This window comes from Labedella phragmitis, assembly GCF_004078635.1.
GTDB lineage: Bacteria > Actinomycetota > Actinomycetes > Actinomycetales > Microbacteriaceae > Labedella > Labedella phragmitis.
In genome coordinates, this window is sequence record NZ_RZNB01000002.1 from 211,296 (window position 1) to 227,705 (window position 16,410).

Annotated in this window: 15 protein-coding genes; 13 read left to right on the plus strand and 2 right to left on the minus strand. The window is 68.8% G+C overall.

The genetic code is table 11. The features are described 5' to 3' along the window. Positions 1 to 99: 99 nt before the first annotated feature. Positions 100 to 1,080, minus strand: a complete 981-nt coding sequence (locus tag ELQ90_RS05710; RefSeq protein WP_243696033.1) for a LysM peptidoglycan-binding domain-containing protein — start codon at positions 1,078 to 1,080, stop codon at positions 100 to 102. Positions 1,081 to 1,279: 199 nt separating this feature from the next. On the opposite strand from ELQ90_RS05710, the gene ELQ90_RS05715 reads away from it, so the two are divergent. After that, positions 1,280 to 1,621 carry an Rv2175c family DNA-binding protein gene (locus ELQ90_RS05715; protein WP_128494318.1) on the plus strand — a complete coding sequence of 114 codons (342 nt, stop codon included), beginning with the start codon at positions 1,280 to 1,282 and terminating at the stop codon, positions 1,619 to 1,621. A gap of 47 nt (positions 1,622 to 1,668) precedes the next feature. On the opposite strand, the gene ELQ90_RS05720 is transcribed toward ELQ90_RS05715, so the two are convergent. Further along, a complete protein-coding gene (locus tag ELQ90_RS05720; protein WP_128494319.1) occupies positions 1,669 to 2,766 on the minus strand; it encodes a polyprenyl synthetase family protein in 1,098 nt (365 codons plus the stop codon). 78 nt (positions 2,767 to 2,844) lie between these two features. Between ELQ90_RS05720 and ELQ90_RS05725 the strand changes: the two genes are divergently transcribed. From ELQ90_RS05725 to ELQ90_RS05780, 12 genes are all read left to right on the plus strand, one after another. Further along, complete coding sequence (locus ELQ90_RS05725) at positions 2,845 to 3,243, plus strand: DUF3040 domain-containing protein (protein ID WP_128494320.1); 399 nt, start codon at positions 2,845 to 2,847, stop codon at positions 3,241 to 3,243. A 275-nt stretch (positions 3,244 to 3,518) separates the two neighbouring features. Then, the gene (gene mraZ / locus ELQ90_RS05730; protein ID WP_128494321.1) at positions 3,519 to 3,950 is read left to right on the plus strand and encodes a division/cell wall cluster transcriptional repressor MraZ; all 432 of its coding nucleotides are present in this window, start codon (positions 3,519 to 3,521) and stop codon (positions 3,948 to 3,950) included. A 98-nt stretch (positions 3,951 to 4,048) separates the two neighbouring features. After that, a complete protein-coding gene (rsmH, locus tag ELQ90_RS05735) occupies positions 4,049 to 5,002 on the plus strand; it encodes a 16S rRNA (cytosine(1402)-N(4))-methyltransferase RsmH (protein ID WP_128494322.1) in 954 nt (317 codons plus the stop codon). Continuing rightward, positions 4,999 to 5,568 (plus strand): cell division protein FtsL, encoded by a 570-nt coding sequence (ftsL, locus tag ELQ90_RS05740; protein WP_128494323.1) that lies wholly within the window; start codon positions 4,999 to 5,001, stop codon positions 5,566 to 5,568. Before rsmH ends, ftsL begins: the two co-directional genes overlap by 4 nt. Positions 5,569 to 5,597: 29 nt before the next feature. Further along, positions 5,598 to 7,376 (plus strand): peptidoglycan D,D-transpeptidase FtsI family protein, encoded by a 1,779-nt coding sequence (locus ELQ90_RS05745; RefSeq protein WP_243696034.1) that lies wholly within the window; start codon positions 5,598 to 5,600, stop codon positions 7,374 to 7,376. A gap of 46 nt (positions 7,377 to 7,422) precedes the next feature. Continuing rightward, complete coding sequence (locus tag ELQ90_RS05750; RefSeq protein WP_128494324.1) at positions 7,423 to 8,835, plus strand: UDP-N-acetylmuramoyl-tripeptide--D-alanyl-D-alanine ligase; 1,413 nt, start codon at positions 7,423 to 7,425, stop codon at positions 8,833 to 8,835. Further along, entirely contained in the window at positions 8,829 to 9,920 is a 1,092-nt protein-coding gene (gene mraY / locus ELQ90_RS05755; protein ID WP_128494325.1) for a phospho-N-acetylmuramoyl-pentapeptide-transferase, read from the plus strand. Before ELQ90_RS05750 ends, mraY begins: the two co-directional genes overlap by 7 nt. Beyond that, positions 9,917 to 11,455: a UDP-N-acetylmuramoyl-L-alanine--D-glutamate ligase gene (gene murD / locus ELQ90_RS05760; RefSeq protein WP_128494326.1), complete on the plus strand. Its 1,539-nt coding sequence runs from the start codon at positions 9,917 to 9,919 to the stop codon at positions 11,453 to 11,455. The genes mraY and murD overlap by 4 nt, the downstream gene beginning before the upstream one ends. Then, on the plus strand, positions 11,421 to 12,683 hold the full coding sequence (ftsW, locus tag ELQ90_RS05765; protein WP_128494327.1) for a putative lipid II flippase FtsW: 1,263 nt from the start codon (positions 11,421 to 11,423) through the stop codon (positions 12,681 to 12,683). The genes murD and ftsW overlap by 35 nt, the downstream gene beginning before the upstream one ends. Further along, positions 12,680 to 13,771 carry a UDP-N-acetylglucosamine--N-acetylmuramyl-(pentapeptide) pyrophosphoryl-undecaprenol N-acetylglucosamine transferase gene (locus ELQ90_RS05770; RefSeq protein ID WP_128494328.1) on the plus strand — a complete coding sequence of 364 codons (1,092 nt, stop codon included), beginning with the start codon at positions 12,680 to 12,682 and terminating at the stop codon, positions 13,769 to 13,771. The genes ftsW and ELQ90_RS05770 overlap by 4 nt, the downstream gene beginning before the upstream one ends. 35 nt (positions 13,772 to 13,806) lie before the next feature. Next, positions 13,807 to 15,216: a UDP-N-acetylmuramate--L-alanine ligase gene (gene murC / locus ELQ90_RS05775; protein WP_128494329.1), complete on the plus strand. Its 1,410-nt coding sequence runs from the start codon at positions 13,807 to 13,809 to the stop codon at positions 15,214 to 15,216. 224 nt (positions 15,217 to 15,440) lie between these two features. Beyond that, the gene (locus tag ELQ90_RS05780) at positions 15,441 to 16,262 is read left to right on the plus strand and encodes a cell division protein FtsQ/DivIB (protein ID WP_128494330.1); all 822 of its coding nucleotides are present in this window, start codon (positions 15,441 to 15,443) and stop codon (positions 16,260 to 16,262) included. Positions 16,263 to 16,410: the final 148 nt, after the last annotated feature.

The following is a 16,410-nucleotide window of genomic DNA, read 5'->3' on the forward strand; positions in this document are numbered from 1 at the left end:
CGCGGAAGGAACACGGGCAAACGGCGCATCCGACGCGATCGTCACTCGATCGTGAGCTTGATGCCGCCCCGGTGCGGGAGTCGACGCGGGTTGCCGCGTTCAGAGCTCGGCGAGCCAGGACCGCGCGGACTGCTCCCACTTCGCGTAGGCATCGGGATACGCGGAGATCTGGACCGCTTGTGCGGCTTCCGTCACCGACATGTCCCGCCATCCCGAGACGTCGAGGAGGCCGAGCGTCTTGCCGCGCACACCGACGAAGAACGCCGTGGACGAGTAGGTGGCGTCCTGGATCTGCTCGGGAGAACCCCAGCCCTGGCTCGGGCGCTGCTGGAAAATGCCGAGGGAGTCGGCGTGACCGTGGTCGAGGTTGCGCAGTCCCGACTCCTGCATGGCGGCGGCGAGAGCCACGACGAGACCCTGTTCGTCCACGCCGAGCGACCGACCGACGGCGACGATGACAGCCGCGTTCGATCGCATCTCGGAGGTCAGGGGAGTCGTCTCGGCGGTCGGCGCCGGCGAGGGGACCGGTTCAGGGGCTGGAGCGGGAACGGGGGCCGCCGCTTCGCCCGGGATGGCGATCGTCTGTCCGGGGTAGATGATGCTCGACCGGGTCAAGCCGTTCGTCTCGAGAATCGAGCTGACGGTCGTGCCGTGCTTCTTCGCGATCCCGATGAGCGTGTCGCCCGCGACCACCTCGTAGGCGCGCTCGGCGGGCTTCTCGGTCGGCGCGGGTGCCGGTGCCGGCGCGGGGCTCGACTCGGCCGCTCCGCCCAGGACGAGGGACTGCCCCGGATAGATCACCGACGACCATTGGAGGCCGTTCGCCGTCAGCACCGCGGCGACCTCGAGCCCGAAGCGGCCAGCGATGGCCGAGACGGTATCCCCGGAGACGACGGTGTACGTGGCCGGCGCGCTGACCGCCGTCGGGACGATCGTCGTCGTCGGAGCGACGGTCGGCGGTGCCGGACGGGAGCGGTGCCCGCCGAGAGGCTCTGGAGATGTCCGAACGTCGGCGGTCGCGGCCGACGTCGGTTGCAGCGCTGCGGTGAGCGCGGCGACCACGGCGAGGGGAATCCCCATGGTGGTCCGGCGGATGACGGGCATCGTGTCCCCCAAAAGTAGGTCAAGAACGTGGCCACGGTGCCACACATGGAGAGGGGAGTCAACAGGTGTGACTGCTGTGACTGATGTGATGAGGCGAGGAAAGAGGCCCACGATCGGCGGGCTCTCCTCGTCTGATGGAGTTGGCCCGCGCTCGGCGCCGTGGCAGACTCGTGCCGTGAACGATGTCTACTCCGCTCGTGAATGGCTGACCGTTCCCGACGTCGCCGAGCGCCTCGGCCTCACGCCGAGCCGCGTGCGCCGACTGATCGAGGACCGTCACCTCGCGGCCATCCGTCGTGACGGCGTCCTCCAGGTACCGAGCGTCTTCCTCGTCGGCGACGAGCCTCTCGGGGAACTTCGCGGAACGCTCACCGTGTTGAGCGACAACGGGTTCTCCGACGACGAGGCCGTGCAGTGGCTCCTCGAGACGGAGGATGCGCTCGGCGCCGCTCCCATCGACGCCCTCCTCGCCGGACGCAAGGCCGAGGTCCGCCGCGTCGCCCAATCGCTCGCCTGACGTGCCGCGCCCGCGCCGGCGGGCCGAGGGTCAGGACGTCCGGGCGGTCAGGACTTCCTCACCGTGACGGCGGTCGCGAGGGTCCGGAGCGACGAGCGCGCCTCGTCGTCGATCGGGAGCCGCTCGAGGGCCGCGAGCGCCTCGTCGGTGTAGGAGCGGATGAGATCTTCTACGCGATCGAGCGCGCCGCACTCGCGCATGGTGGCCTGGAGCGATGCGACGGACGCCGCATCCAGATCCGGGTCCCCGAGCAGCTCGTCGACGAGACGCACCTGGGTCGCGGGGAGCGCCGCGCGCGTGAGTGCCACGAGCACGGTCCGCTTGCCCTCACGCAAGTCGTCACCGGATGGCTTCCCCGTCACGCTCGAGTCGCCGAACACGCCGAGCACGTCGTCCCGGAGCTGGAAGGCGATCCCGAGAGGCAGGCCGAAATCGCGCATGGCGCGGAGCTCATGGCCGCCGGCGCCTGCGAGGGAGGCCCCGAGTGCGAGCGGGGACTCGATGCTGTAGCCGGCGGACTTGAATCGGATGACGCGCCAGGCCGCCTCGAGCTGTTCGTCGTCCGTGCGCGTCACCCATGCCTGCTCCTCGAGGATGTCGAGGTACTGGCCCGCCGTCACCTCGCTGCGCATGCGGTTGAACTCGAGGCGCGCGACTCGGCCGGCCAGCGGGTCGGCGAGGGCGAGGACGGCCTCGTCGAGCAACTCGTCGCTCCAACCGAGCAGGAGGTCGCCGAGAAGGACGGCGGCCGACCGACCGAACGCGTCGGCGTCCCCGCACCAGGATGATCGCGTGTGTCGGGATCGGAACAGGACGTGTGCGGCGGGCGCCCCCCTGCGCGTGTCGGAGTTGTCGATGATGTCGTCGTGGACCAGGGCCGCAGCGTGGAAGATCTCGAGCGCTGCGGCGGCGGAAACCACGGCGTCGACATCGGCAGGGCTCATCGCGACGTCGCCGCGGAAGGCCCGCCATCCCCACCAGCAGAAGAGTGCCCGGAAACGCTTGCCACCCCTGAGAAACTCCCGGGAAACCGCGGCGAAGCCGAGGGCGTCCGGGCCGAGCGGAGCGAGAATCGATGTACGGGAATCGAGGAAACGGTCGATCCGCTCTTGCACAAGTCCGGGCAGCCGTCCACTCTCGATCACGTGCCTAGCCTAGCCACCGCTCGACGGATAGAATCTGAGGAACACCTCGGCGACGCCGTAGCTCAAAAGGGGAACATCATGCCGCTGTCTGAACAGGAGCAACGCCTCCTCGACGAGATGGAGCGAAACCTCTACCGGAACGACGCGGACTTCGTGTCGACGGTGGGTGGCAGATCGGGTAAGCCGAGCTACCGGGGCATCGCGATCGGCGTCCTCGTCGCTCTTCTCGGCGTCGTGGGCCTCGTCCTCGGTGTGATCCTCCGCGTCCCCGTCGTCGGCATCATCGGCTTCGCCGTCATGCTCGCGGGTGTCATGGTCGCGATCTCGCCGTCGAAGGGCGGCTCGAAGAACGTCCCGAGCGACGCGCGCGACATCTACTCCTCGCCCAGCCGCTCGACCGGGAAGACCTCGTCGACCGGGTTCATGGACAAGCTCAACTCGCGGTGGGAGCGCCGCCAGGACGACAGCAACGGCTGATCCCGGCGGGCACCGCCTGCCTCCACTTCTCTCCCTCTCGGGGTCGATCTTCGGATCGACCCCTTTTTTTGTGCCGTGAAGCACACTTGGGCGCGCCCGGGATGTGCCTGGGTCATCCCGATCCCTCCACACCCCTCCACCACCGACATCCCCGGTGTGACGCGGAACAAGACCCCCATATCGGGGCATCTGGCGTCTTTTTCGTAGGTTTGTGGATGGTTGTGGAGTAAAGTGGAGGCATTCAGAGATCGGCCGGATCTGACAGGGGGTGCGCCATGTTCCTCGGCACCTACGCCCCCAAGCTCGACGACAAAGGGCGCATCATCCTGCCGGCCAAGTTCCGGGACGAACTCGCAGGGGGTGTGGTCATGACTCGAGGGCAGGAGAACTGCATCTACGTGTTCAGCACGCGCGAGTTCGAAGCTCTTCACGAGAAGATCCGCCAGGCCCCCGTCACGAGCAAGCAAGCGCGCGACTACCTGCGTGTCTTCCTCTCGGGTGCCTCTGCCGAGACGCCCGACAAGCAGCACCGCGTGACCATCCCGGGTTCTCTGCGTTCCTACGCATCCCTCGAGCGCGACCTCGTGGTGATCGGCGCGGGAACCCGCGCCGAGATCTGGGACGCTGCGGCGTGGGAGACCTACCTCGCCGAGCAGGAAGCGGCGTTCTCCGAAACGGCGGAGGAGGTGATCCCGGGCCTCTTCTAGCACCTGTGGTCCGACTCCCAGCCGTCGGCCCTGACTCCACTTCCCCGGAGCCAGGTCAAACGGATGGGGATCAGATCCCAGGAGCACGGCCCGTCATCATGGAAGCCCGCGACCTCCACACCCCCGTCCTCCTCGAGCGCTGCATCGAGCTCCTCGCTCCCGCCATCGGTTCAGGCCGTCGCATCGTCGTCGACGCGACCCTCGGCATGGGGGGCCACGCCGAGGCGATGCTCGAGCGATTCCCCGAGCTCCACCTCGTCGGCCTCGACCGGGACACGGACGCCCTCGCGATCGCGGGGGATCGGCTCGCCCGGTTCTCCGACCGGCTCGACCTCGTCCACACCGTCTACGACGGCATCGGAGACGCGATCGAGTCCCTCGGTCTCGACTCCGTCGACGGCATCCTGTTCGACCTCGGGGTCTCGTCGGTGCAGCTCGATCGCTCCGAGCGCGGATTCGCGTACTCGCGGAACGCTCCGCTCGACATGCGCATGGACCAGACGTCGGGGCGTACGGCGGCCGACGTGATCGCCACGTACGACGAAGCGCAATTGCGCCGAATCTTCCACGTCTACGGCGAGGAACGGCTCGCGGCCCGGTATGCGCAGCGCATCGTACGGGAGCGCGAGGTCGCCCCGATCGAGACGTCCGAGCGGCTCGTCGCGATTCTGCAGGAAGCCACACCCGCAGCGCTGTCTCGTGCCGGTCATCCCGCGAAGCGCGTCTTCCAGGCGCTGCGCATCGAGGTCAACCGTGAGCTCAGCGTCCTCGAGAACGCGATCCCGGCGGCTCTCGACGCCGTCGCCATCGGCGGACGCATCGTCGTCATGTCGTACCAGTCGCTCGAGGACCGCATCGTGAAGCGGTCGCTCCAGGCCGTCACGACCTCGACGGCCCCTCCCGGGCTTCCCGTGGAACTGCCGGAGCACCGGCCGGAGTTCCGCCTGCTCACTCGCGGCGCGGAAGTCGCGAGCGACGAAGAACGCGCTGCGAATCCGCGCGCGACACCGGTCCGGTTGCGGGCCGCCGAACGAACGAGGGGGAGATCATGAGCTCACCGGCGATTGCACGACCGACGATCGCTCCCGACCGGCGTCGCCCGGCGGTACGACCGCCTCTCACCGTGGTGCCGGCCCGCGAGGCCCGTAAGGCGCGCCCCAAGCTGGCCTACGCGCTCTGGACCGTCGGGGGAGTGGGAGCGATCCTCATCGCCCAGTTGCTCATGAGCGTGGCCTTGAGTCACGGTGCCTATGAGGTGTCGAGTCTCAAGACGCAGATCACGGAGCTCGGCTGGCAGAAGGAGTCCATCGGGGAGCAGCTCGAGACGCTCTCGTCGCCGCAGAACGTCGCCGCGGCGGCTCATGAACTCGGCATGGTCATCAACTCCTCGCCCGCATATCTGCGGCTCTCCGACGGTGCGGTGCTCGGTCAGCCGGGGCAAGCCGGAGACGCGTCGTCGATCCCGCTCGGGCCGGCCGACGTGGTCGGCAATTCGTCAGCCGACGCTCTCGCCGCCGACAACGCCCCCGTCGCGGAGGAGGATGGCGCGCCTGCCGAGGATGCCGCGCCGACGCCCGTAACCTTCGAGAACGGACTCCCCTCGCCGAAGACCCACTGAGTCGCGCGACGGAATCGGAAGGAACACCAGTGCTCAACCACTCCCGATCGAGCCGCCGTCGGATGGCCCTCGCGATCGTGTGCGTGCTCGCCGTCGTCGGAGCGTTCATCGTCCGACTCGTCGACATCCAGGTCGTGCAGGCCGACCAACTGCGCGCCGTCGCCGCGTCGAAGACCGCCGACCGGTCGACGGTCTACGGTGCCCGCGGCGAGATCGTCGACACGAACGGCAACGTCCTCGCGGGGAGCGTCACCCGCTACGACATCGTCCTCGACCCCCTCAACGCGAAACCCTTCAAGCGGACGGACGACGGGGGAGCGACGGCGACCGTGAGCGTCGAGCAGGCTGCCGCCGAGATCGGCGCCATCACGGGGGTCACGGGGGCGGACATCCTGAAGATCATCGCGGACGCTCTCGCCGTCAACCCGGAGTCGCGCTACGCCGTCGCGGCGAAGACCCTCGACGTCGACGACTTCCAGGCCGTGAGGGCACTGAAGATCCCGTGGGTCGGCTCGCAGAAGCACCCGGGACGCATCTATCCGAACGGGGCCGTCGCCGGCAACGTCATCGGCTTCGTCGGATCTGACGGCACCCCGCTGCAGGGGCTCGAGCAGGCGCAGAACGATTGCCTCGCCTCGATCAACGGCACGCAGTCGTACAAGAAGGGCAAGGACGGCGTCGTCCTGCCCGGTACCACCCAGACGATCGTCGACGCCAAGAACGGGGGCACGCTCAAGCTCACGATCGACCGGGACCTGCAGTGGTTCGCCCAGCAGCGCATCGCCGAACAGGTCATCAAGACGGGGGGCGACTCCGGAACCGTGACGATCATGGACGCGAAGACCGGGAAGATCCGGGCCGTCGCGCAGTACCCCTCCGTCGACCCCGGCAACGTCGGCGGCGTCGACGAGTACTTCCGACAGGCGTTGTCGTTCACCGCCCCGTTCGAGCCGGGTTCGACCTTCAAGGCACTCACCGCCGCGATGCTCCTCGATGCGGGGCTCGCGACGCCGGAGTCCAAGGTCGTCGCCGACGGGTGGTACTACCCCGACAACGGCGCGCGCATCAAGGACTCGTTCCCGCACGGCCCCATGAAGCTCACCCTCACGGGCGTCCTCGCAGAGTCCTCGAACACGGGGATCTCGCAGATGGGCGAGGCGCTCACGCCGCAGCAGCGCTACGACTACCTGAAGAAGTTCGGAATCGGTGACGTGACCGCCATCGGCTTCGACGCCGAGTCCGGCGGGATCCTCTCCCAGCCAGATGTGTGGGACAACCAGACCTACTACGCGACCATGTTCGGGCAGGGTCTCTCGGCGACGCCGATCCAGATCGCGAGCGCCTATCAGGCCCTCGCGAACGGCGGCGTGCAGGTGGCTCCCTCCCTCATCGAGGGCTGCGAGCACGACGACGGCACCGTGACCGATGTCCCGAGCAGCAGCGAGAACCGCGTCGTGTCCGAGCAGGCGGCCGACCAGGTGGTCCAGATGCTCGAGAGCGTCGTGACCGACGGCCACTTCGGTGACACCCTCGAGATCCCGGGCTACCGGGTCGCGGCGAAGTCGGGAACGGCGGAGCAGGGAGACGGCTCCGGTGGGCTCAAGGACACCTACGTCGTATCGATGACGGGGATGGCCCCTGCGGAGGACCCCGAGTACGTCGTCTCGGTCCACATCTCGAACCCGACTAAGATCAGATCTTCGGCAGCCGCGGCTCCGACGTTCCAACAGATCATGACTCAGGTGCTCAAGACGTACCGGATCGAACCGTCGACCGAACCGTCGCCCGACCTGCCGACGACCTACTGATGCTCCGCGCGAGGTCCGCTCGGAGCCGATCGAGGAGGACCGACCGGTGATCAGCATGACCCTCGAGGAGATCGCGACCGTCCTCTCCGGACGACTCGTGGTGCGAGGCGACGGAGCGGTGACGGACGTGATCGACGGCTACGTCGAGACGGACTCACGGGAGATCGTCGATGGCGGCATCTTCGTGGCGAAGCCCGGGGAGACGACCGACGGGCACAACTTCGTCGGGACCGCCCTGAGCCGCGGCGCACGGCTCGCCATCGTCGAACACGAGGTCGACGAGGAGATCAGCCAGGTCGTCGTCGCCGACGCCGTCGCCGCACTCGGCGCTCTCGCCGCCCACGTCGTCGCCTCGGTGCGCGCTCGCGGCGTCCTGCGCGTCGTGGGCATCACGGGGTCGAACGGCAAGACGACGACGAAGAACCTCCTCGCCGCCATCCTGTCGGCTCGCGGCGAGACCGTCGCGCCCAAGAACTCCTTCAACAACGCCGTCGGCGCCCCGACGACGATGCTGCGCGTCACGGAGGACACCGAGTACCTCGTCTCCGAGATGGGCGCGTCGAGCCGTGGCCAGATCGCGCGCCTCGTCGCGATGGCGACGCCCGACATCGGCGTCGTGCTGAAAGTCGGTCTCGCGCACGCGGGCGGCTTCGGCGGACTCGATCACACGTTCACGGAGAAGTCCGCGATGGTGACGACGCTTCCCGCGTCCGCCGTCGCCGTACTCAACAGGGACGACGAGCGGGTCGCCGCCATGGCCGATCTGACGGCGGCGCGCGTCGTCTGGTTCGGGCTCGGCGAGAACGCACACGTTCGCGCGACGGACGTCGAGGCCGACCGCTCGGGAACGCGTTTCACCGTCACCGTCCCCTCCGGGGAGAGCAGGACCGTGCGTTTCAAGGTCCTCGGCGAGCACCACGTGTCGAATGCGCTGGCCGCTGCCGCGGTCGCGACGGAACTGGGCGTCCCGCTCGATTGCATCGTCGCGGGGCTCGAGTCGGTCACGCGGGCGGAGCGCTGGCGGATGGAGGTGCTCGGCGGACGCGACGACGTCACGATCATCAACGACGCCTACAACGCGAGCCCCGACTCCATGGCGGCCGCGCTCAAGACACTCGCCCTCGTGACGCCGCCGGACGGTCGCCGCGTCGCCGTGCTCGGCACGATGGCCGAGCTCGGCGAGTTCGCGGGCGAGGAGCACGACCGGATCGGTCTCCTCGCCGTGCGCTTGCGCGTCGACCGCCTCGTCGTCGTCGGTGCCGACGCGCGCCGGCTGCACATCTCGGCCATCAACGAGGGGTCGTGGGACGGTGAGTCGGTCTTCGTCGAAACGGCCGACGAGGCGTACGCGTACCTCGCGGACGAATTGCGCGCGGGCGACACCGTGCTCGTGAAGTCCTCCAACTCGGCGGGTCTCCGTCATCTCGGCGATCGACTGGGAGAATTGTTCTCGTGGTAGCACTCCTCACCGCCGGCGCCCTCGCGCTCGCATTCTCGCTCTTCCTCACTCCGCTCTTCATCCGGCTGTTCAAGCGGCTCGGTTGGGGCCAGTTCATCCGCGACGACGGCCCGCAATCGCATCACGCGAAGAAGGGCACCGCCACGATGGGCGGGATCATCATCATCCTCGGGGTGCTCTTCGGGTACTTCACGGCGATGCTCATCACGGGGGACCGCATCAGCACGGCCGCGCTCCTCGTGCTCGTCATGATGGTCGGGCTCGGAGCTGTCGGCTTCGTGGACGACTTCCTCAAGACACGCAAGCAGCGATCCCTCGGCCTGCGCGGCTGGGCGAAGGTGGTGGGGCAACTCATCGTCGCCGCGGCGTTCGGGGTCCTCGCGATCAGCTTCCCGAACCCCGAGGGAATCACGCCGGCGTCGACGGCCGTCTCGTTCGTGCGCGATCTTCCGCTCGACTTCCTGCTGCTCGGTCCCGTCATCGGCGTCGCCCTCTACCTCCTCTGGACGGCGCTCATCGTGACGGCCGCGTCGAACGGCGTGAACGTCACCGACGGTCTCGACGGGCTCGCGACGGGCGCATCGATCTTCGCGATCGGCTCCTACGTCGTCATCGGCTTCTGGCAGTACAACCAGTCGTGCTTCGGCGTCGTCAACGACGACGTCGCGTACAAGTGCTACGACGTCGTCGATCCGCTGGGCCTCGCCATCGTCGCGGCCTCGATCGTCGGAGCCCTCATCGGCTTCCTCTGGTGGAACACGACCCCGGCCCAGATCTTCCTCGGCGACACCGGATCGCTCGCCCTCGGCGGTGCGATCGCCGCCCTCGCGATCCTCACCCACACCCAGCTCCTCCTCGTCTTCATCGGCGGCCTCTTCGTCATCGAGACGGGTTCCGTCATCGTGCAGCGCGCTTACTTCAAGGTGACGCACGGCAAGCGCATCTTCCTCATGTCGCCGATCCACCACCACTTCGAGTTGAAGGGCTGGGCGGAGGTCACGGTCGTCGCGCGGTTCTGGATCATCGGAGGCCTTCTCGTCGCCGCGGGCGTCGGCACCTTCTACCTCGAGTGGATCCTCCGATGACCGATCCGGCGCAGCGAGACGAGCGGCTCGCGACGCTCACGAGCTGGCACGCCGACTGGTCGGGGCTCCGCGTCGCGGTCCTCGGTCTCGGGTCGACCGGCTTCTCGGTCGCCGACACCCTCGTGGAGCTGGGGGCCGAGGTCCTCGTCGTCACCGAGCACGCGGATCCCGACCGGAGCCGTCTCCTCGAGGTCATCGGCGCGAGACTCCTCCTCGGCGGAGGTGACGGCGCGCCGGAGGGACTCGAATCGTTCGCCCCCGACCTCGTCGTCGCGTCGCCCGGGTACCCGCCCCACCACCCTCTCGTGCGGTGGGCCGAGGAGTCGGCTGTTCCCCTGTGGGGAGACATCGAGCTCGCGTGGCGGGTTCGCGACAAGACCGGTAGACCCGCCGAGTGGGTGCTCGTCACGGGCACGAACGGGAAGACCACGACGGTCCAGCTCACCGCGTCCATGATCGTGACGGCCGGGCTCCGCGCGGCGCCGTGCGGCAACATCGGCGTGCCGGTGCTCGACGCCGTCCGGGACCCGGGCGGGTTCGACGTGTTCGTCGTCGAGCTCTCGAGTCATCAGCTGCATTACCTCGCCCGTCAGTCCACGCCCGAACCCGTGATGCCGCTCGCGAGCGTCTGCCTCAACCTCTCGGACGACCACCTCGAGTGGCACGGCTCGGCCGAGGCCTACCGCGACGCGAAGGCCGGGGTCTACGCGAACACACGTGTCGCTTGCGTCTACAACCGAGCGGACCTCGCGACGCGTCGAATGGTGGAGGAGGCCGACGTCGTGGAGGGTGCACGCGCCATCGGCTTCGGTCTCGACGTCCCGGGCCCGAGCGACCTCGGCATCGTCGACGGCATCCTCTGCGACCGTGCCTTCCTCGAGGACCGCTTCAGCAGCGCCCTCGAGCTCACCACGATCGATGCCCTCGCGGCCCGTGGGCTCGCAGCCCCCCATGTCGTGGCGAACATCCTCGCAGCGAGCGCTCTCGCACGCGCCGTGGGGGTGACTCCCGAACAGATCCGCGACACCCTCGACGGCTTCTCACTCGATCACCACCGCATCGAGACGGTCGCCGTCGCGGACGATGTGACCTGGGTCGACGATTCCAAGGCGACGAACGCGCACGCCGCCGACGCTTCCCTCTCGGCCTACCGCTCCGTCGTGTGGATCGTGGGAGGGCTCCTCAAGGGCATCGACATCGCCGGGCTCGTCGAGAAGCACGCCGACCACGTGCGGACGGCGATCGTCATCGGCGAGGACCGGTCGGCGGTGCTCGCCGCGTTCGAGCGACACGCGCCACACGTCCCCGTCATCGAGGTGTCCGCCGCCGACACTGGAGAGGTGATGCCGCGGGCCGTCGAGGCGGCGAGCGGCGTCGCGGCCGCTGGAGACACCGTTCTCCTCGCTCCGGCAGCGGCTTCGATGGACCAGTTCACCGACTATGCGGAGCGCGGACGACTGTTCGCCGCCGCCGTCGACGATCTCGTGGGAGGAGAGGCCGATGAGCGCCCCACCACACCACCGACGACGGACTGAGGCGGAGCGACCGGCATCCGACCGAACCGGCCCCGGGCCGACGGCGGACTCCAGCCGTCCGGCGTCCGCCCGGATCTCGCTCGGCCGGCTCGCCCTCGCCGACTCGTCGAATTACCTGCTGCTCCTCGGGACGACGCTCTTCCTCGTCATCTTCGGCCTCGTCATGGTCCTGTCGTCCTCCTCCATCGAATCGTGGACCGACGACAAGGGGTTCTTCGGCGGCTTCTGGAAGCAGGCGACGTACGCGATCATCGGCGTGCCGCTCATGCTCGTCATGTCGAGGATGCCGTTGAGCTTCTGGAAGAGGATCGCGTGGCCCGCCATCCTCCTGGCGATGGCGCTCCAGGCCCTCGTGTTCTCTCCCCTCGGCATCGAGGACTACGGCAACCGGAACTGGATCAAGATCGGTTCGATCTCCGGTCAGCCGTCGGAATTCGTCAAACTCGCGCTCGTCGTGTGGCTGGCGTTCGTCCTCTCGCGGAAGCGCGAATTGCTGACGGACTGGAAGCACGCTCTCATCCCGGTCATCCCGGTCGGCGGCGTCGCGATCGGGTTGGTCTTCCTCGGGCGCGACCTCGGTACGGTCCTCATCCTCGCGTCGATCGTCTTCGCCGCGCTCTACTTCGCCGGCGTACGATGGCGGATCCTGCTTCCCGTCATGATCGTGTCCGGCGTCGCCGCGGCAGCGGCCGTCGCGACGAGCTCCAACCGGATGCGGCGCCTCATGAGCTTCCTGGACCCCACGTGCGCCGACTACGAAGGCGTGTGCTGGCAGCCGCTGCACGGGACGTGGGCCCTCGCGAACGGCGGCCTCTTCGGCGTGGGACTCGGGAACTCCGTCGAGAAGTGGGACTGGCTCCCCGCCGCCTCGAACGACTACATCTTCGCGATCGTGGGCGAGGAGCTCGGTCTCGTGGGAGCCGTCGTCCTCCTGCTCATGTTCGTCCTGCTCGCGGTCGCGCTGCTCCGCGTCATCCGCTCGTCGACGGACCCCTTCGTCCGCACGGCGACGGGTGCTGTGCTCATGTGGCTCATCGGGCAGGCCTTCGTCAACATCGGCGTCGTGCTGCGGGTGTTTCCCGTGCTCGGTGTGCCGTTGCCCTTCATCTCCGCCGGTGGCACGGCACTCATCACATCTCTCATGGCCGTCGGCGTCGTCTTGTCGTTCGCCCGTCATGAGGCGCGGCGGGCATCGCTCGTCCAGCAGGGAAGAGGAATTCTCCGATGACCACCTATCTCTTCGCCGGCGGCGGTACCGCCGGCCACGTGAACCCCCTTCTCGCGGTGGCGGACGCCCTCACGGCCCGCGACCCCGACGCGACGGTCATCGTCCTCGGAACCGCCGAGGGTCTCGAGGCCCGCCTCGTGCCGGCCCGCGGCTACGAGCTCGAGACCATCCCGAAGCTGCCTTTCCCTCGCCGCATCAACGGCGCGAGCCTCTCCTTCGGCCGACGCTTCCGCCGTGCCGTCGCCACGACGAGCGAGATCATCGCTCGCCGCGGCGTCGACGTCGTCGTCGGGTTCGGCGGCTATGCGGCCGCCCCCGCCTACGTGGCCGCGCGCCGGGCGAAGCTCCCACTCATCATTCACGAGGCGAACGCCAAGCCGGGGCTCGCGAACCGCCTCGGTGTGCTGTACACGCGCTACGTCGGCGTCGCCTTCCACGGCACCAAGCTGCGGCACTCCCGGTTCGTCGGCATGCCGCTGCGTCGGGAGATCGAGTCGATCGAGCGCGACGCGGCCCGCGCGGAGGGCATCGAGTTCTTCGGACTCGACCCCGCGCGGAAGACGCTGCTCGTGACGGGAGGCTCCCTCGGGGCCCGTCGTCTCAACACGACGATCTCGGAGTCGGCGACCGACTTCATCGCGAGGGGGTGGCAGATCGTCCACATCGTCGGACGGTCGAGCGAATTCACGGATCCCGGCCTCGAGCACTACCACGTCGTCGAGTACTGCGATCGGATGGAGCTCGCCCTCGCCGTCGCGGACTTCGCCGTCTCGCGCGCCGGTGCCGCGACCGTGAGTGAGCTGAGCGCACTCGGAATCCCCGCCGTCTACGTCCCGTACCCGGTCGGGAACGGCGAACAGCGCTACAACGCGAGCGACTCGGTGCACGCCGGCGGATCGGTGCTCGTAGCCGACGCCGACTTCCAGCCGACGTGGGTAAGCTCTGTCCTGCTTCCCCTCCTCGATGACGACGTCCGCGTCCATGACATGGCCGTTCAGTCGCGTCACGCCGGCACCCTCGACGGGAACGCTCGCATGCTCGACCTCATCGACGAGGCCTCCCGCGCCGTCCGTGCTCGGCGCCGCTAGGTCCCCTCGCATCCGTCATCAGAAAGAAGAACGTCGTGATCAAGCCTGACTTCTCGATCGAGATCCCCGACGACCTCGGCGCCGTCCATTTCGTGGGCATCGGCGGATCGGGCATGAGCGGCATCGCCAAGCTCTTCATCGAGTCCGGCGCGACCGTCACGGGTTCGGATTCGCGCGAGTCCGCGGCGACCGAGGCGATCCGCGACATCGGAGCCACCGTGTCGATCGGTCATGACGCCGCCAACGTCGGCGACGCCGACACCCTCGTCGTCACGGGAGCCCTCTGGCCCGACAACCCCGAGTACCTCCTCGCGAAGGAGCGAGGCATCCCCGTGCTCCACCGCTCCCAGGCACTCGCGTGGCTCATCCGATCCCGTCGGCTCGTCTCGGTCGCGGGCGCGCACGGCAAGACGACCTCGACGGGCATGATCGTCACGGCTCTCCTGGCTCTCGGCGCCGACCCGAGCTTCGTCAACGGCGGCGTCATCGAGAAGCTCGGCACGAGCTCCGCGTGGGGGGCCGACGAGCTCTTCGTCGTCGAGGCCGACGAATCCGACGGGTCGTTCCTGCTCTACGACACGGCGGTCGCCCTCATCACGAACGTCGACCCGGACCATCTGGACCACTACGGGTCGCTCGAGGCCTTCCAGCAGGCCTTCGTCGACTTCGCCGACGCCGCGAACGAACTCGTCGTGATCTCCTCGGACGACGCCGGCGCGGTCGCGGTGACCGAGCGCTTGTCGCACTCCCGCGTCGTGACGTTCGGGGAGTCCGAGAACGCCGACGTGCGCGTGCGCGACATCCTCACCGACGGTCCGGTCCGCTTCACGGTCGAGGCCGGGGGAGCGAGCTACGCCGGGTCGCTCGCCGTCCCGGGCCGCCACAACGCGATCAACGCCGCCGGGGCCTTCGCGGTCCTCACGGGTCTCGGCTTCGAGCCGCAAGCCGTCCTCGACGCGATCGGCGATTTCGGCGGGACGAAGCGTCGCTTCGAACTGCACGGGACGGTCGACGGAGTGAGCGTGTTCGACGACTATGCCCACCACCCGACCGAGGTGGACGCGGCCCTGTCGGCGGCGCGCACAGTCGTCGGCGACGGCCGCATCATCGCCGTCCACCAGCCGCACCTCTACAGCCGCACGCGCTTGTTCGCACGGGAGTTCGCCGAGGTCCTCGAATCGCGCGCCGACCACACGATCGTGCTCGACGTCTACGGGGCACGCGAGGACCCGGAGCCGGGCGTCACGGGAGCCCTCGTCTCGGAGCGCTTCGCGGATGCGGGAAGCGTCGATTTCATCGCGGACTGGCAGGCCGCCGCCGATCGCGTCGCCGAGATCGCCCAGCCCGGCGACTACGTCGTGACGCTCGGCTGCGGCGATGTCTACCGCATCGTCCCCCAGCTGCTCGGTTCTCTCGAGAAGGTGCACACCGGGACGTCGCGGTGAAACGCCCCTCCGGGGTTCCCCGTCCGTCGTCGGAGCGACCCTCCAGACCGGCCGGGGCGCCGGAGCCTCATCCGGACCGTGACGAGCGGTCGGACGACGGCGGAGCACGTCGGCTTCTCGCGCGATTCGGATCGACGCCGTCCTCGACGCCCTCCTCGCCGGGCGACGCCACGACGGGCCCAGCGCCGATCCCGTTGCCGGTTGCGGGGCCGGACTCGGCACCGGTGCCGTCCGATGCCCGGTCGACCGACGGTTCCGACCCGCTCGACCTCTCCGGTGGAGAGCGATTCGGCGTCTGGCGCGCAGCGCGAGCCCGTCGCCGCCGGGAGCGCGAGGAGGTGCGGCGGTTCACGGCCGTCTCGCGACGGCGTCGCATCACCTGGATCGCATCGGTCGGTGGGGTCCTGACGCTCGCCGTCGCTTGCATCGCCGCCGCCTACACGCCGGTCATGGCGGTTCGCGAGATCCACGTCGAGGGCGCGCGGCTCGTGAGCTCGGATCTCATCGTGCGCGACCTCGACGGCGAGTTGGGCACGCCGCTTCCCCTGGTCGACCGGAGCGCGATCAAGGCCGCACTCGTGAAGTACCCGCTCATTCAGAGCTACTCGGTCGAATCGCGCCCGCCGAGCACTCTCGTCGTCCGCATCGTCGAGCGTCGTCCCGTCGGGGTCATCACCGACGGGGACGCCTTCGATCTCGTCGACGTCGCAGGCGTGGTGCTCACGTCGAGCCCCCGGCGTCCGGACGGTTACCCGCTCATCACGTTCGAGGGCGGCTCCGGATCCTCCGGTTTCGCGGCGGCGGCCGCCGTCGTCCGATCCCTGCCGACCGAGGTCCTCGCGACGGTCGACGAGGTGACCGCATCCACGGTCGACGACGTCACCCTGACGCTGGCGGACAGCGGCGCGGTCGTCGCGTGGGGGAGTTCGGAGGACTCGGCCGCGAAGGCCGTCGCCCTTCAGACCCTCATGGCCGCCTATCCGCCGGATGCGGTCGCCCGCTACGACGTGTCGAGCCCCGAGTCCGTCGTCGTCGACCCGCGCTAGTCCCGTCTCGACGCTCGAGCGACTCTTTGCGAGCGGATTCCGCTCCGCATCTCGCGACACGCTGTGGCGCGTCCGAGTGGTGCGCGCATCCGCCCCTAACGTCTGAATCAGGAAATGCATACTGAGCATAACTTTAACCCTGAACCTG

Coding starts and splice junctions, on each gene's coding strand:
- ftsL (WP_128494323.1), top strand. CDS start 4,999: ATGAGCTCACCGGCGATTGCACGACCGACGATCGCTCCCGACCGGCGT.
- mraZ (WP_128494321.1), top strand. CDS start 3,519: ATGTTCCTCGGCACCTACGCCCCCAAGCTCGACGACAAAGGGCGCATC.
- ELQ90_RS05725 (WP_128494320.1), top strand. CDS start 2,845: ATGCCGCTGTCTGAACAGGAGCAACGCCTCCTCGACGAGATGGAGCGA.
- ELQ90_RS05710 (WP_243696033.1), bottom strand. CDS start 1,080: ATGGGGATTCCCCTCGCCGTGGTCGCCGCGCTCACCGCAGCGCTGCAA.
- murD (WP_128494326.1), top strand. CDS start 9,917: ATGACCGATCCGGCGCAGCGAGACGAGCGGCTCGCGACGCTCACGAGC.
- ELQ90_RS05770 (WP_128494328.1), top strand. CDS start 12,680: ATGACCACCTATCTCTTCGCCGGCGGCGGTACCGCCGGCCACGTGAAC.
- rsmH (WP_128494322.1), top strand. CDS start 4,049: ATGGAAGCCCGCGACCTCCACACCCCCGTCCTCCTCGAGCGCTGCATC.
- ftsW (WP_128494327.1), top strand. CDS start 11,421: ATGAGCGCCCCACCACACCACCGACGACGGACTGAGGCGGAGCGACCG.